Below are 15,268 nucleotides of genomic sequence, written 5' to 3'. Positions count from 1 at the left end.
AAATGCTTCATCGAATGAAACTCCGGGTCTTGTATGGGGAGGCGCTTGCCGCCGATCGACCGGCACGCCGGCGGAAGATCCGGGTGATTTTACTCTCCGGGCTGGCTGTCTACTTTCCTTTTCTGATGATCACTTACCTTATCTTTTTCGAAACCCGCGTCTTCTTTCTGATGCTGATCGGTCTTTTGGCTTCCCTCGTCTCGATCCCGGTGGCGCTCTATGCCTACTCCGAAGGGTTCGGCCGTCCCCTCCGCCAGCTCTGGCGGGAGCGGCCGGAGGAGATGAAGTGGTTTTCTCTTAAGATCGGGTTCCTCTATGCCTTCGCCCTCTATTGGATGATCCTCGGGATCGTCGAGTTCCTCTTCGGCTACCATGCCTTTCGGGCGGCGCTGATCAGCTTTGTCGCAGCGGCCGTGGCGCGGGACGGTTTCGAGATCGGCTACCTTCGCGCACGGCAGGCGCGGGGACCCCGGACGATCTTTCCGGACGGACGGCCGATCGGGGAGTTCTTCCGCACCGCCCCCGGACGGAACCTGGCATGGATCGTCGGAGCGACCTTGATCGGCGGGACGGCGGGGGCGCTGCTCGGCTCCCTTCTTCTGAACTCCGTCCATCAGACGCTTGCCGTCGGAGCGGTCGTCGGCGTCATGGCGACCGCAGCCTATGTCTGGTTTCTTCCCGCCCTCCCCAGAATTGTTCCGCTCCTTCGGTTTTTCATCTGGCCCGGCTTTACGATGGCGGCAACCTATTTTTTGATCCTCGCTTATCTTCTCCGGATCATCCTCCGTCTTCCTCTCTCGCCGGCGGTCGATCTCGCGATTTTGACCGCCGCCTGCGCCGGATGGATGACGCTGGAGTCGCTCTTTCTCGGCTTCATCAAGAAAGAGGGGAGAGTGACCGAACCGGGATTTCCAGAAGAGATCGTCCCGAACGGTTGAACCTCCGTCGATCGTCCGGTTGACCGGGCCGGGATCGGTCTTTCGAATATGTAGGCGAAGATGTCAGCGAAGATGCTTGCGACCGTTGCAAAGATGCTTGACATCGACTCCCTTCGGGTATAGGGTGGCTTTATTTGGATGTAGCGATGCAGAAGGTGATTGGAGAGAACCCGCGCCGTCAGACCCTTCCCCTCTTCGGAGGTTACCGCCTTCTGCGCGCGCTGAAGCGGGGTCCCTTCCTCGAGAGTCACCTTGTACAAACTGAGAGCCCTCCCCATAATCTTTTTGTTTTAAAACGCCTTCATCCATTGGTCATCCATCGGGCCGACTGGGTCGCCCGTTTTCTGCGGGAGGCCCGGCGGGCGGCGGTCCTCTGGCATCCGAACATCGTCCGTGTCGTTGATCTGGGGGAGATCAACGGCATCCCCTACTTTATTCAGCCCTGTCTTTTTGGAAAAAAACTTCAGACCCTTCTGTCGCGAAGCCGAACCCTTCCGATCCCGACCGGGATGGCCCTTTTAATCGTCCAACAGATTGTCGAGGCGCTCGATGCGGCGCACCGGATCGCCGGGGCGCCGATTGTTCATGGCGGGCTTCATCCCGAACGGATCTTCATCAGCTATGACGGCGTCATCCATGTCAGCGATTTCGGCCTCGGCTGGCTTGAAGATCCCCGGTCTGCCGTCCGCTCGCGCTATCGCGCCCCGGAAGCGGTGGTCGAGAAGCGGGAGGAGGCGCATGAGCATCCGGCGGAAGACCTCTATGCGGTGTCGGCGATTCTCTGTGAGTTGTTGGGGGAAGTTCCCGAGCCGATCAAGCCGGGGCTGTCGCCGTGGGGGTATCTTTCAGAGCCGGTCCGGTCGATTCTCATGCGGGGACTCGCTGCGGAACCGGCGGCCCGCTTCCAGACGGCCGGAGAAATGCGAGGGGCGCTGGAGGCGATTTTACAGCGCAACTATCTTCGGCTCAACCTCTCCAATTATATCCAGGCTTTTTTTGGAAAAGAGATCGAGGCAGAAGGTAAATCCTTCGACCGGGTTTCCTCAAACGAAGTGGTCCTCTCCCGTCCGTCGCCGATCCAATCGGTCGATGCTCCGCCGTTGATGCTGATCCCGCCGGCGTCGCCCCCACGACCCGCATCGGTGGAGGTGATCTCATTGCCGTCGATTTCAACCCTTTCCCCTCTGTCGGTCGAGATGCCGTCGGCCGGAACCGATTCTGAAAGGACAAGCGTTCTTCCGGCGGAGAGGCCGCGTCGCTCTTGGCAGCCGATCTGGTGGGTGCTCTTTGGCCTGCTGCTCGCCGGATTTTTAGGGGTTCTTTTCTTCTCGCTCTATTATCGTCCCTCCCTCTTTGAGCGTGTGTCGCTCTCGTCCTCTTCCCCGGTTCCTCCGCCACCGGCCCCTCCTCCGATCGTCGCGGGGAAAACGGAGCCGATCGTTCCGCAGATCGAAGAAGGGTCTTCGAAATCATCCCCGGCCAAGGAGATCCCCTCCGCGCCGCTTCCCCCGCCCGTGCCTCCTGCCCCCGTGATGAACGACGCCGCCAAGGAGGCAACCCCCTTATCCCCAAAAAAACCGAAACAGGCCCGGATCAAACCGGCGCCGGTCAGCCCGCCGGTCAGTCCGATTGAGAAGCCGGCCCCGCCCTCTCCGGCGGCCGCGCTCATTGGGCCGGCTCCATCTCGGCCGATTGAGGTGGTTCCGCCGAAACCAAAGGCGAATGAAGAGCTGGTTCGGGAATTGATTGAGCGGCAGCGCCAGGCTTATCAAAACCAAGATTGGAGGGGTCAGAAGGCGGATCTTGCGGAGGGAGGGGAGATGGAGCGTCAGATGGCGGAGCTTTTTGAGGGGGCCCGGCCGCTCGAGGTTCATTTCGAGGTTTATGAGCTGAAGCTCCGAGGGGAGGAAGCCGACGTCTCCTTGATGCAGACGGCGCGGCTTCAGAAAGAGAAAGGAATCTCCTTTCAGAAGACCCTTCTCTTTTGGAAATTGAAGCGCGACAAGGAGCGTTGGAAAATTGAGAAATTTAACGTGGTGGAGAAATATCCGGCGACTGAAGTAAAGTGAGTTTTGGGAATGCGCTCCGCACCGATGACTCGGTGGTGGTTCCACCGCTCTGCGACCGCTTCTTTGTTCATCTTCATTCCTCCATTCTCATTCTCCACGCGCTCCACGTGACCTGCTTCTGATCTTGACCTTTGTTTTCTTCCCCGATATACTCGGCCTGTTCTAAAAAGGGGGGGTCAATGGGTCGGGAAATTTCGGTACCGTCTCTCTTCCAGCTGGGCTATTACTGGGAGGCAAAGATTTTTTTGACCTCCGTGAAGCTCGACCTCTATACCCCTTTGGGAAGTGGCCCCAAGACAGCGGGGGAGATCGCATCGACGGTTCAGGCAGACCCTTCCAGCCTGGAGCGCCTCCTCGATGCATTGGTGTCGATCGGTCTGCTCAAACGCGAAGGGGTGCGCTATGCCAACACCCCCGCGGTCGCCGAATTTCTCGTCAAAACAAGTCCGTTTTATATGGGCGAACTGATGCTCCTGCAGGACGAAGAGTGGGAGGCGTGGGGGAAGCTCGAAGAGATCGTCCGGACGGGACGGCCGCCGGTGACCGGAAACATCTTCATGAACCGTCCCGAGATCGGCGCAAAAATCTTGCGGGTGCTTGATCGGATGGCGAAGCGGGTCGCCCCCTCCCTTGCGGAGCGGCTTGACCTCTCTTCCTATCAGACCTTTCTCGACGTCGGCGGCGGGGCCGGCACCTTCTCAATCGCCTTTTCAAAGCGCTATCCGCAGCTTCAGGTGACCCTCTTCGATCTGCCGCAGACGTTGGTGACGACGGAGAAAAATGTTGAGAAAGAGAAGCTCTCCGATCGAATTCACCTGGCCGGCGGCAATTTCAACCGCGACCCGCTTCCCGGGACGTTCGACGTCGTCTTCCTCTCCGACATCCTTCACTATCAGACTTCCAAGGAGAATGCGGCCCTGTTTCAGAAGCTCTCCGGCGCCGTGAACCCCGGCGGGCTGATCATTGTGAAGGATATGTTCCTGAACGAAGATCTCTCGGAGCCCGGATGGAACGCCGTCTTCTCGATCCACCTGTTGGTCTATACGGAGAAGGGGCGCTGCTTTCCAGGCTCGGAGATCCGCGGCTGGCTGGAGAAGGCAGGATTTCATACGATCACCGAGATTGAGCGAAACACCGTTTTAACCGCGCGAAAGTAGCATCGAAACAGACGCACTAAAGAAATGAAGGAGCGCACCATGAAAGAGTTTCTGACCACACCCGGTTTTCTCTCACCCTATGGGACCTTGGGCGCCGACATCTCCTCGGTCATGGCCTGGCTGTTTACCCTTCTCTTTATCTATGGTTGGTATACAGCCAAGAAGCATCAGGGACAACACCACCATCTGGTGACGCTCTGGGGGATGGTGGCGATGCTCGGCTACTTCACTATCTACTATCTTGCGCGCGGCCTGGGGGCGCTGTCGTTGGAAGGGAAGGAGGGGTTCGGCGGACCCGACTGGGTCTACTCCTATATCTTCACGCCGATGCTGACGATCCATATCCTGGTGATCTCGATCGGCCTGGTTTTGGCGATTTATATGATCATCCTCGGTTTTCGCTCTTCTTTTAAAAAGGGGAAAGAGCGCTATCTAAAAGCGGGAACCCTCCAGATGGGAAACAAGGGGTTTAACTATACCTTGGCGGGGGCGGGGGTCTTCTTCGGCGGGGTTGCGGTGGTTCGCTGGGGATCGATGGCGCGGTTTCTCGTCTATGCATCAGGCTTCGGCTTGGTCGCTGCCGTCCTTTTCCTGGAGCGGGGGATTGAAAAGTGGATGCCCGATGCGGCGACCCGCCATCGGAAGATGGGAGCCTTTACCATGCTGCTCTATGTCATCGCGTTGGTGACGAGCACGACCACTTATGTGATGCTCTATTATATCTATCCAATCAAGGCGCAGTAATTTTTTGGCTGCGAAGGCCGCGGCGTTGCTACTCTCCCATGACCTTGATGATCACCCGCTTTCGTCGCCGCCCGTCAAACTCCGCATCATAGACTTGATCTGCGATGAGGACCTCCTCCGCATCGTTGACATAAACGCGGCGGTGATATGCATCGCGAGACGAGTACCATCCCCTCCGAGATGCCGCTTTTCTGAATCGCCTTTTCCTCATCGGCGGTGATGTTGATGTCCTTCCGCTTCTTCCGTGTTTCGAACCGAAGATATTCCGTGTGAAAACACATCGAGCCCTTTCTGTGGAGCGGCATCACTTCTTCTAAAACAAGCCAAGCTCAAGCCCAAGCCTGAGAATAGAATTCTTTCTGCACCCTTTTGCAGGATGAGGGAAAAACCTTGCCCTGCCATCCGAGTATCTGAAAAAACATGCACCAGATAGAGCGGCATTCCATTTGCACTATTATTCGGCATGTTCACGTAACCGAAAAGGAGATCGCTATGCTTTGGACACTTTTTGTGATTTTGTTAATTCTCTGGGCGCTTGGATTTAGCCTGCACGTGGCCGGAGGATTGATCCATGCTCTTTTGGTGATCGCCGCCGTGCTTTTGGTTTTCCAACTCGTCAGCGGCCGGACCGTCAGCGGACCTCCACGTCCATAGAAGACCCCCGCATCGGCCGGCTGTATTGCGCCATGGGTCACATTTATCAGATGGTTTGGAAAATGGGTCGGCTGATATTTCAGCCGATCGTTCGGTCCATCATCCGGCGAGGGGCGGTGTTGCTCCTCGCCGGATTTCTTCTTGTGCGATGTGCGGGGGCGCCGCCCCAAAAACCGGCGGCCGTTATCGCCCAGGATGCCGCCTTAGAAACGAAGATTCAAGCGCTGATGGCGACTGAGCCGACGCTGGAGGATCAGCCGGTCGAGGTCCATGTCGAGGAGGGAAAGATCTCCTTAAAAGGACGGGTCGATTCGGAGACACAGAAGAAGAAGGTTGCGGAGGTGGCCACCCGGGCGGGAGGAAATCTCCCGATCAAGAATGAAATCAGGGTTGGGGAGAGAGAAAAAGAGTCCGCTTTGGGTCGCTGTCTTTTTGCTGGCGCTCTCGTCTGTCCTGTTTGTCCTCCCCTCATGGATTACCCTCAATCGATGGATTCCTTCCCTCACGGAGCGGTTTCAGAATACTACCGGACGGCCCCTTTCCATCGATCAACTTCGGATCTCTTTTCTCACCGGTCCTGAGCTTCGATTTATTGGCGTTGCCGTCGGGTCGGCCGGGGGAGCGGGAGGGTTTGCACAGGCCGAAGAAATTCAGATCGGCTTTCAGCTCCTTCCCCTCATTAGGCGGCAGTTCATCATTAAAGAGGTCCGGCTGGTCAGGCCGGTCGTCGATCTGGTCCGGGATCAAGACGGGACGTGGAATTTCGACGATTTTCTCTCGAAAAAGAAATCAGAAAAAGAGAGGGGATGGACGGTTCAGCTTCGATCGGGCTTCTTCCTTATTCAAAAGGGGACCGTCTTCCTGACCGACCGTATCCCTCCGAAAAAGTCGGCTCACCTCTCGAATCAATCGATTCAATGGACTGCGGAGGGGGTCGATGCAAAAGTGGAGCACCCTCCCCTCAACGGCCGGGTCCTCGTGCGGGTCGAGAGCCCCGCTGTCTGGCGAAGCGATCTGCCTGAAAAGCCGACCGGGGTGAAAGTAGAGGGGACGATCGAAGGGGGGGGCTTCTTTCGGATCAGACGACCGCTCGCCCACCTGGCCGTCTCCCTCGTTTCGTTTGATTCCTCTCTGATCAAACCTTATCTGCCCGAGTCGGTCCCCTCCTTTTTTACCGAGGAGAGCCATTTTAAGATAGACGGAGAGAGCGCCGATTTACCCTCTCTCGAACGTCTCCTTCGTTCCGATCTATTTCAGTTAGAGGGAGCATCGAACGGCCTCTCCGTCATCCTCGATGAAGCGATCTCCCCTCTTCAGGTCGAGCAGGCCGCGTGGCGTTACAATCATCAAAAGGGTACTTTCGCCTTTCAGAACAGCCGGCTGAATCATTCAACCCTTCCAACGACCTCCGGACAGCTCCTCTCCCTCTTTTCAGACCCTCGGATCGACATTGACACTGCCGGCCGGGTTGCCGTTCCGGATTTGTCGGAAGTGCTCGCCGAGCGATTTCAAAGGATCTGGCTGAAGGAGACGAAGGCGCAGGGGTTCATCGATGCAACGCTTGCGATCAGCATCCCGCTCCACAATCTTTCCGCAGTCGATTTCAAAGGACAGTTCCGCTTGCAAGAGGGGACATTCACCCCCTTTCGCGCGTTCGAACCGATTCGAAAGATCAAAGCGACCGGCCGCGTGGAAGGAAGACTTCTCGTCATCGAGTCGGCCGAGGGGGCTTGGGGCGATGCCCAACTCAAGGCGACCGGTCGGATGCCCGATCTCCGCAGACAAGGGATAGAATTCGACCTGCGCGCGACCACCCTCGACTGGGATGCCATCCGATCGACGCTGCCGGAAGATCAGGGCTCCTCTTCAAAAGCAATCCCAAAAAAGGGAGTTCCAAAAGAAGAGAAAGGAGCCCCCACGCCGTCCGAGGGAAAGGGATATGCCGTCGGGCTGATCCAGATTGACCGCCTCAAAATAAAAGGATTTGATTTCTTTAAATGCAAAAGCGCGCTGACCTACCGGGGCGGGGTGCTGGAGTTCCAAGAGACCGAGGCTGTTTTTGAAGAGGGACGGTTCAGGGCGAACTTCGCGCAGATTTATTATCGGCCCGACGGCGGGTATGCTCTGGCGCTGATCCCCGATTTAAGGGAGATTAACGTCGGCGCCTTCTTTAAAGACTGGGAGCGTTCCGACGCGCGTCCGGTGATGTCGGGGCGGGCGCTGATCGCCGGCGGTCTTAATACGGAGGGGCGGACGTTCCAAGATTTTAAGAGCAACCTCAAAGGGAAGCTGGTGGTCTATTTGGAGAAGGGGACGATTTACCGATTTAAGACGCTCGCCAACATTTTTTCATTGATGAACCTGAGGAGCCTCCCTGAGTTGAATGCCAAGGGGATCGTGTATGACGCCTTTTCCGGGACGCTCGGCATCAACCAGGGAAAGGTGACATTGTACAATACCGTCCTCTATGGACGGGATGTCCGGGTCATCTCCGACGGCGAGATTGATCTCGGAAAAGATCGGCTCGATCTGTTGATGGGGGTACAGGTCTTTCGGCTCGTCGACGATATCCTTCGAAAGATTCCGCTCCTTGGACCAATCCTCCTCGGCCAGGATAAGATGTTTATCGCTTCTTATTTTGAAGTAAAGGGGAAGATCACCGAGCCAAGGGTGGAGTTCAAGCCGTTTAAGACGTTAAAAGAATCGACGCTGAGTGTACTTCGACGGGCGATTACCTTCCCGGCCCGGCCGGAAATTTTCAGCGGTTAGACACAATCTCGGTCAAAGTCTGCAGCGGCAGGACGCCGAAGTGGATCTCCCCCGCCTCTCTCATCTCTTTCTTCTCATCTCGGCCAGCAATTCCAGGTGTCCCGTTTGTGGAAACATGTCAAACGGCTGGAGCCGCGTTATCTCATAGCCTCGATCGAGCAGGACCCGCGCGTCCCGCGCGAAGGTGGCCGGATCGCAGGAGAGGTAGATGACTTTTTCGGGGGCGAGGGTGGCGATCCCTTCCATGACCGGTTTTCCGGCCCCTTCACGCGGCGGGTCGAGGAAGATCTGGCTGAACCCCGCCTCTTCTTTGATGGCGCGTCGCATCCCCTCTTGTGCGGAGGCGGTCTGAAGGGTGACGTTCTCGAGGCCGGCGCTCTGGAGGTTCCATCGCGCATCTTCGATGGCGGCGCGGTTTCCTTCGACGGCGGTGACGGCCCCCGCCCGCTCCGCCAGAAAGAGGGTAAAATTGCCGATTCCGCTGTAGAGCTCCAAGATCCGATCGCTTGCGGTCGGCGCCGACCATTTCAGCACCCGCTCCACCAGGAGACGGTTCACGGCGGGGTTCACCTGCGAGAAAGCCCGTTCGCTGATTCGGAAGCGCTTCTCCTGCAGGGTGTCGATCAGGAAATTCTCTCCAAAAATATGCCAGCCCCGCCGGTTGCCGACGACCACCCCTTTTAACGGGAGCGCTTGCCGTGCGCTCTCGTAGAATTGCTCCCCGCGGTCGTGCGGAAATTGATCGCCCCGGAGGACAACCAAAAAGTCGCCGGCGGGGACCGCTTGAAGCTCGATCTCCTCGAGCCGGTCCCGTTGCAGCGACCGGAGCATCGCCTCCAGCGCCGCATTCAACGGTGCGATCAGCAACGGGCAGCGCTCAATCGAAACGATCTCATGGCTTTTCTGTCGATAATAGCCGATCTCCCCCCGTGCGACCTTTAACTGGGTTCGCGTCCGATAGTGAAAGGGGAAGGGAGAGGGGATGGCCGAGAGGAGATTGACCGACGTGATCTTTCCGATGCGGGCCAAGACCTCCTGCATCGCCTCGACTTTATAGCGCAGTTGCGCCTCTTCCGGCAGCTGCTGCAGCTGACAGCCGCCGCAGACCGTGAAGACGGGGCACGGCGCCTCTCTCCGCTCCGGCGAGGGGGTAAGAATCGTGACGATCTCCGCCTCGGCATATTCCTTTTTCTGGCGGACAATTCTCGCTTCAATCGTTTCCCCCGGAATGGTGAAGGGGACGAAGACCACCCGCCCCTCCGGGCGAGCGAGGCCGTCGCCGCCATGGACGAGCTTTTCAATCTGGAGGGGGAGTATTTGATCTGGCAAGCCGGGCCTCTAGACCTCTCCCGGCGCTTCAATGCCGAGGAGTTTCATTTTCCGATAAAGATAGGTTCGCTCGATCTGGAGCGCCTCCGCTGTTTGAAGAACATTCCAGTCATGTTCCTGAAGTTTGGCGAGGATGTACTTCTTTTCGAAAGCATTTCGAGCGTCCTTGAGCGAGCCGGGGCCGGCCGCTTCTTCAAACGGCGGGAAGGAGTTCTCCTCGATCAAACCGTCGGTGATGAACTCCGGAAGATCGTTCGGTTGGACGACCGGCGCGGGTACCATGATCATCAGCCGCTCGACGATGTTCTTCAGCTCACGGACGTTGCCGGGCCACTGCGCCCGCTTCAAGATCGCGACCGCTTCCGGAGAAAAACGCTTTAATTTGATTCCCTGCTCCTGCGCGACCTCTTGGGCGAAGTATTCCAGCAGTTGCGGAATATCTTCAGGGCGCTCTCGCAGCGGCGGCACATGAAGGGGAATGACGTTCAATCGATAGTAGAGGTCTTCCCGAAACGATCCCTTCTTAATCTCCTCGGCGAGGTTCTTGTTCGACGCGGCGATCACCCGGACATCGACCTTGACCCGCTCGCTTCCGCCGACCCGATAGAATTCCTGTTCCTGTAAAACGCGCAGCACCTTGGATTGGGTCGCCAGCGCCATGTCGCCGATTTCATCGAGAAAGAGGGTCCCGCCGTCGGCCAATTCAAATTGGCCTTTCTTTTGATGTTGGGCTCCGCTGAAGGCGCCCCGCTCATAGCCGAAGAGCTCGCTTTCGATCAGGTTCTCAGGGATCGCGGCACAGTTGATCTCTAGAAACGGCTGATTTCGGCGTGCGCTGGCAGCGTGGATCGCCCGGGCGACGAGCTCCTTTCCGGTGCCGTTTTCGCCGGAGATCAACACGCGGCTTTGAGAGGGGCCGGCCATCCGAATCTGCTCCCGCAGGCGGCTGATCGCGCCGCTCTCCCCGATCATCTCATATCGTTTTTCTACGAGACGCTTGAGGGTTCGGTTTTCCTGCCTGAGCCGAAACTCGGTCAGCGCGTGCTCCACCATCATCACGACTTTCTGGAGCGAGATCGGCTTTTCAATGTAGTCGTAGGCCCCGATCTTGATCGCCTTCACGGCGGTCTCGATCGATCCATGCCCCGACATCATGATTACCACGAGGTCGGGAAAGAGGGTCTTCAGCCGCTTGAGCGTTTCGATTCCGTCCGGCTCCGGCATCCAGATATCGAGGAGAATCAGCGCCGGCGGATTTCCCTGCACTTCACGGAGCGCGGCCGCGCCGTTTTCGACGGTGGAGACACTATACCCTTCATCCATCAAGACCCCGGAGAGGGTCGAGAGGATCGCCGGCTCGTCATCAATGATCAAGATATTTTCAGACATATCGATTTCCAAGGGACATTGTACGCCTCTTCATGCCGGAAACTCCACGACAAAGATCGTTCCGATCGGCTGTCGCGCGACCACGCGGATCTGGCCGTTGTGATCGAGTACGATCCGATTGACGATGGCGAGTCCCAGTCCCGTTCCGGTTTTCTTCCGGGAGAAGTAGGGGAGGAAGAGCTTGTCGAGGTCTTCGGGCGGGACCCCGCTTCCTTCGTCGGCCACCTCAATCCGGACCCGCTGCTGGGCCGCATCATAGATGGTGCCGATGACCAATCGGCCCCGGCGGTTCATCGCTTCAATGGCGTTATCGAACAGGTTTACGAAGACCCGTTTGATCTGTTCTCGATCGAGATTGAGCGGCGGTGCCGCCTCGTCGAATTCCGCGGTAATCTGAATGTCTCGGTGGCCCGACTGATAAAGGGCAATGACCTCTTTTAAAATCGGATCGATCTTCTGCGGCGTCGGGCGGGGCGCCGGCATTCTTGCGAAGTTGGAGAACTCGTCGACCAGGTTTTTAAGGTCGTGCACCTCGTTGATGACGATCCGGGTCGATTCATCGAAAATCTTATCAAAATCATCCGACCGCTCAAAGTACTTTTTTCGAAGGCGCTCCGCCGAGAGCTGGATCGGGGTGAGCGGATTTTTGATCTCGTGCGCGATCCGCTGCGCCACCTCCTGCCAGGTGGCGAGCTTCTGCGCCCGGATCAATTCGGTCAAATCATCGAAGACGATCACCGCCCCCAGCTGTCGATGATCCTCCCCCTTCAGCAGCGAGGCGGACGTCCGCAGCGTTAACAGCTTTTTCCGCGCTTCGAGCTGCAGCTGCTCCTCCGTTGCCTCCTTTTTCAGGCGGTGCATCTTGTCGATCAGATCGGCCATGACCGCCATCTTCCGTCCGGTGAAGAACGCCGCATACGCTTCTCCGATCGCCTCGCGGGCGCGGATTCCCAGAATCCGCTCGGCCGACTGGTTGAAGGTGGTGATGATCCCCCGTTCATTGATGGCGATCACCCCGGCGGCGATATTTTGAAGGACCCCTTCCATGTAAGCGCGCCGGCTCTCCAGCTCCCAGTTCGATTCGGTCAGGGAGCGGGTCGCTTCCTCCACTTTCTGACGGGTCTGTTTCAAATCGGAGGTCATTTTATTGAAAGAGTCGACGAGGACCCCCAACTCGTCGTTGGCCCGGACGTCGATCTGGAACTCCAAATCTCCCTGCGCAACCGCTTGGGTCCCCTCCGCCAGTTTTTGCATTGGGACCGTAATCCCCCGAGCGAGGTAAAGTCCAAACCAGGTGGCCGAAAAGATGATCAAGAGAACGATGATCAGAAAGGAGAGAATGTAGCTTCCTTTGATCGGATTTTTAAATGCCTTGAGCTGCTTGTAATCTTCCAGCGCTTTTTTGATATCCTCCATCTTGCCGACGAGCGCAGGGGGAATCCGTCCGTCGACCACCAAGAGGGCGACCCGATCGCTTGATTTGACCGAGAGGATGCCGCGGATTAAATCGCCCTGGCGGGTCGATTGAATCGTCGTGATCGGCCCGGCGGTATTCAGCGCCCGTTGGAGAAGATCGGACGGCGGAAAGACCGAATCAGAGAGCTGAACTCCCTTGGAGGTCGAAGCAAAGCGTTGAAAGCTGGGGGTAAAAAGATGGATCGCCTCCACGCCATACTCTTTTTGCTGCGCGTCGAGGGCGCGAGCCAGCTCTTCGTAGGGGCCTTCCAAAAGATGCCGGTCTTGAATCGTCTGCCCGGTGAGCCGGGCGAGCAGGCCGATCTCTTCCTGGCTTTTTTGATAATAACCCTGCGCCACCTCCAGCGAGTGGCTCAGCGATTTTTCCACCTGGATGGAGAACCAGTTCTCGATGCTGCTGGTCAACAGGCCGCTGGCGACGATAAAGAGAAGGATCGACGGAATCATCGAGAGGCCGACGAAAGCGGCAACGAGCTTGCTCTTAAAGCTCGATCGCGGCTGCTTCCGCCGCTCGAAGTAAAGCTTGATGAGGTTGCGGGAGAGGAGGAGAACCAAGAGGATGGCCAGTGTGATGTTGACGTTCACCAGCGTCAGGACCAAGATGTTGGTCGAAAAAAGGGCCGGCCCCTCGACCCCCTTGAAGAAGAGGAGGGTCAGCGAAACCGAGAGGAGGAGGAAGAGGGCGGTAATCAGGGCGGGACGGAGGGTGCTCCTCGTCTTCATCGGGGGCTTGTTTTCAAGGGGAGGGTGATTCATTTTGTGAATCCGATCCGGTCCGAAGGGGTTGCTCCTCGCAGGGCCATCACCGATGCAGGGACCGATTCTCCCTTCGCGAGCGAAATAATCTCGGAGTTGGCCCACGGCGTGTCGAGTTCGAGAAAAGGGATAAAGAAAAGAAAATAATCGAGATAGAGGGGGAGCTTCGCCGCCTTCATCTGGGATTTGACGCTCACGTAGTAGCGGAATCTCGATTTTAGAATGTGAATGGGAGCGATCCGGATATGATCGATATGGGAGACCATCCGCCGCATCGCCTCCAAGCTGTCGATCGTGTTTTCCACCACATGCTCTCCGTCTCTTTGAATGACCGTGTACTTTTTCTTCAGCGTGTCGTATTTGACGGTGTACCGGAGCGTTTTTGCGAGGATCTCCTCATCAAACCAGCTCTTCTGCTTCCGCTTCAAGAGAAGGTAGTAGTAGAAATCTTTCGGGATGCCGTCTTGAATGTCATCGATGATCTCTTTGTTGAATCCTTCGATCAGGTCGGCTGAGACGACGACCTCTTGGTTGACGACCTCCGTAACCACATTTCTAATCCGCTCTGGGCCGGCGGCAAAGAGGCGGACGGGGGAAAAGAGAAGTGCGATCCACAAGAAGAGAGAGATCCACCGGAACCGGTTCATCGTCGACTGTCTCAGTTTCGTTGCCATGCCCGCTGAAAATCGGGATAGGAGATCAGGAACTGCTGCTCGAAGCGCTCCGAAAAGGGGTCGCCGCCACCCAATTCCTCAAGAAAGAGCTTGATTCTGAAAAAGCCGTAGCGATCGATCAAATATGCGGTCGCGGAGCGGCTGGTTTCATAAGCGCGCCGGGCGGTTGGTTCATCATACGACAGGAAGGAGCCATGCAACCGGTCGAGAGGGAGGGGAGGCGTCGGACGGCTCCGGTCGACCTTTTCGTCGCCGGCCCCTTCTTCAAAATAGAGGGCCAACCCTTCGTTCAGCCAGGTCGGGGTCTTTCCGTGTGAGAGCTGGTGGATGAGCGCGTGGGTGAACTCGTGATAAATGATCTTTTTCAACAAAGCCTCATTCTCGATCGGACCCCCGATCGGAAGGTGGATTTTACCATCAAAGAGGGCCTTTGTCCAAGCGGGACTTCGCGTCACATCTCTAAATTGCTGGTTGGTGTAAAGCAGGGCCACCACTGTCTGTGCGGGATAATAGGAGAAGGCTTTCCCGATCTCCCGGTAAGCCTCCTCCAACAGCGAGAGGATGGTCCGGGCCCGTTCTTTCTCCTCCCGTCCTTCGAATAGGAGCTCGAAATGGCGGGTCTCGGCCCGCTGGAAGCGGGAGAAGAGCGATTCTTCCCGTGCGAGCTTCTCAAGGCGTGCAGCCAACGAGAGGTCTTTCGGATCGAGCGCCAGCGCCCGTTTCCACGCTTCTATCGCACGCGCAGGATCGTGTTGCGCCTCATAAATTTCTCCCTGCAGCTTGTGGCCGATCGGCTGGTTGGGGTCACGCGAGAGCCCCTGCGCTACCCGTTGGAGCGCCTCCGTCTCTCTCTGCTGGCCGTGGAGGGCGGCCGCGGCGCCGAAGTAGAACGCCGCCCCTCCTTCGAACATTTGGATCGACGTCTGAAAGTGCGGCTCGGCCGCGGCCGGCCGGTTCTCTCGGAGCGCCTCCCATCCAAGCTGGGCATGCGCCTCTGCCAGGTTTCGCCGCAGCGTCTCTTCTTCCGGCCGGAGCGCCGATGCGTTTGCAAAGGCCTCCAGCGCCGCCGCATACTCCCCTTTCTTGAAGTAGGCAACCCCTTTTTCGTTCAGGGTCACCCACGCGGCCGTTTCTCCCGGTGAAGCCGGGGGAGGGAGCGGCGAGCCGGTCCCTCGTGGAAGCATGGCCGGAGGGGTCCCCGGCTCCCGCCGGTTTGCGATTTCCTCTTTTGTCGGAAAGAGAAGATAGAGGAGCAAGACGGCCGGCGCCAGGAGAAGCCACCTTTTCTTTAAGGTCAACGAGCGTGCCTCACG

The 15,268-nt window shown here is 57.6% G+C and carries 11 protein-coding genes; 6 read left to right on the top strand and 5 right to left on the bottom strand.

The annotated features are described in order from the left end of the window. Nucleotides 1-2 precede the first annotated feature (2 nt). The 6 genes from HY282_08650 (at nucleotide 3) to HY282_08625 (ending at nucleotide 8,331) form a co-directional block, all read left to right on the top strand. Nucleotides 3-938: a hypothetical protein gene (locus HY282_08650; GenBank protein ID MBI3803815.1), complete on the top strand. Its 936-nt coding sequence runs from the start codon at nucleotides 3-5 to the stop codon at nucleotides 936-938. 146 nt (nucleotides 939-1,084) lie between these two features. Further along, the gene (locus HY282_08645; GenBank protein ID MBI3803814.1) at nucleotides 1,085-3,007 is read left to right on the top strand and encodes a serine/threonine protein kinase; all 1,923 of its coding nucleotides are present in this window, start codon (nucleotides 1,085-1,087) and stop codon (nucleotides 3,005-3,007) included. A 179-nt stretch (nucleotides 3,008-3,186) separates the two neighbouring features. Beyond that, nucleotides 3,187-4,164 (top strand): methyltransferase domain-containing protein, encoded by a 978-nt coding sequence (locus tag HY282_08640; GenBank protein ID MBI3803813.1) that lies wholly within the window; start codon nucleotides 3,187-3,189, stop codon nucleotides 4,162-4,164. 39 nt (nucleotides 4,165-4,203) lie between these two features. Then, on the top strand, nucleotides 4,204-4,908 hold the full coding sequence (locus tag HY282_08635; GenBank protein MBI3803812.1) for a DUF420 domain-containing protein: 705 nt from the start codon (nucleotides 4,204-4,206) through the stop codon (nucleotides 4,906-4,908). A gap of 492 nt (nucleotides 4,909-5,400) precedes the next feature. Beyond that, nucleotides 5,401-5,562 carry a lmo0937 family membrane protein gene (locus tag HY282_08630; protein MBI3803811.1) on the top strand — a complete coding sequence of 54 codons (162 nt, stop codon included), beginning with the start codon at nucleotides 5,401-5,403 and terminating at the stop codon, nucleotides 5,560-5,562. A 378-nt stretch (nucleotides 5,563-5,940) separates the two neighbouring features. Next, entirely contained in the window at nucleotides 5,941-8,331 is a 2,391-nt protein-coding gene (locus HY282_08625; protein ID MBI3803810.1) for an AsmA-like C-terminal domain-containing protein, read from the top strand. Nucleotides 8,332-8,391: 60 nt separating this feature from the next. On the opposite strand, the gene rlmD is transcribed toward HY282_08625, so the two are convergent. Genes rlmD through HY282_08600 form a run of 5 tightly spaced genes read right to left on the bottom strand, consistent with a single transcriptional unit; the run spans nucleotide 8,392 to nucleotide 15,253 of the window. Further along, nucleotides 8,392-9,660, bottom strand: coding sequence for a 23S rRNA (uracil(1939)-C(5))-methyltransferase RlmD (gene rlmD / locus HY282_08620; protein ID MBI3803809.1), 1,269 nt, complete (start codon nucleotides 9,658-9,660; stop codon nucleotides 8,392-8,394). Nucleotides 9,661-9,669: 9 nt separating this feature from the next. Further along, nucleotides 9,670-11,049, bottom strand: coding sequence for a sigma-54-dependent Fis family transcriptional regulator (locus tag HY282_08615; protein ID MBI3803808.1), 1,380 nt, complete (start codon nucleotides 11,047-11,049; stop codon nucleotides 9,670-9,672). A gap of 30 nt (nucleotides 11,050-11,079) precedes the next feature. Further along, nucleotides 11,080-13,248, bottom strand: a complete 2,169-nt coding sequence (locus tag HY282_08610; protein ID MBI3803807.1) for a HAMP domain-containing protein — start codon at nucleotides 13,246-13,248, stop codon at nucleotides 11,080-11,082. Between the two features lie 29 nt (nucleotides 13,249-13,277). Further along, nucleotides 13,278-13,928: a DUF4390 domain-containing protein gene (locus HY282_08605; protein ID MBI3803806.1), complete on the bottom strand. Its 651-nt coding sequence runs from the start codon at nucleotides 13,926-13,928 to the stop codon at nucleotides 13,278-13,280. Between the two features lie 11 nt (nucleotides 13,929-13,939). After that, nucleotides 13,940-15,253 (bottom strand): tetratricopeptide repeat protein, encoded by a 1,314-nt coding sequence (locus HY282_08600; GenBank protein MBI3803805.1) that lies wholly within the window; start codon nucleotides 15,251-15,253, stop codon nucleotides 13,940-13,942. Nucleotides 15,254-15,268 lie beyond the last annotated feature (15 nt).

It is taken from the genome of Candidatus Manganitrophaceae bacterium (assembly GCA_016200325.1).
Lineage (GTDB): Bacteria > Nitrospirota > Nitrospiria > SBBL01 > Manganitrophaceae > Manganitrophus.
This window is presented reverse-complemented; position numbering and strand designations above follow the sequence as displayed.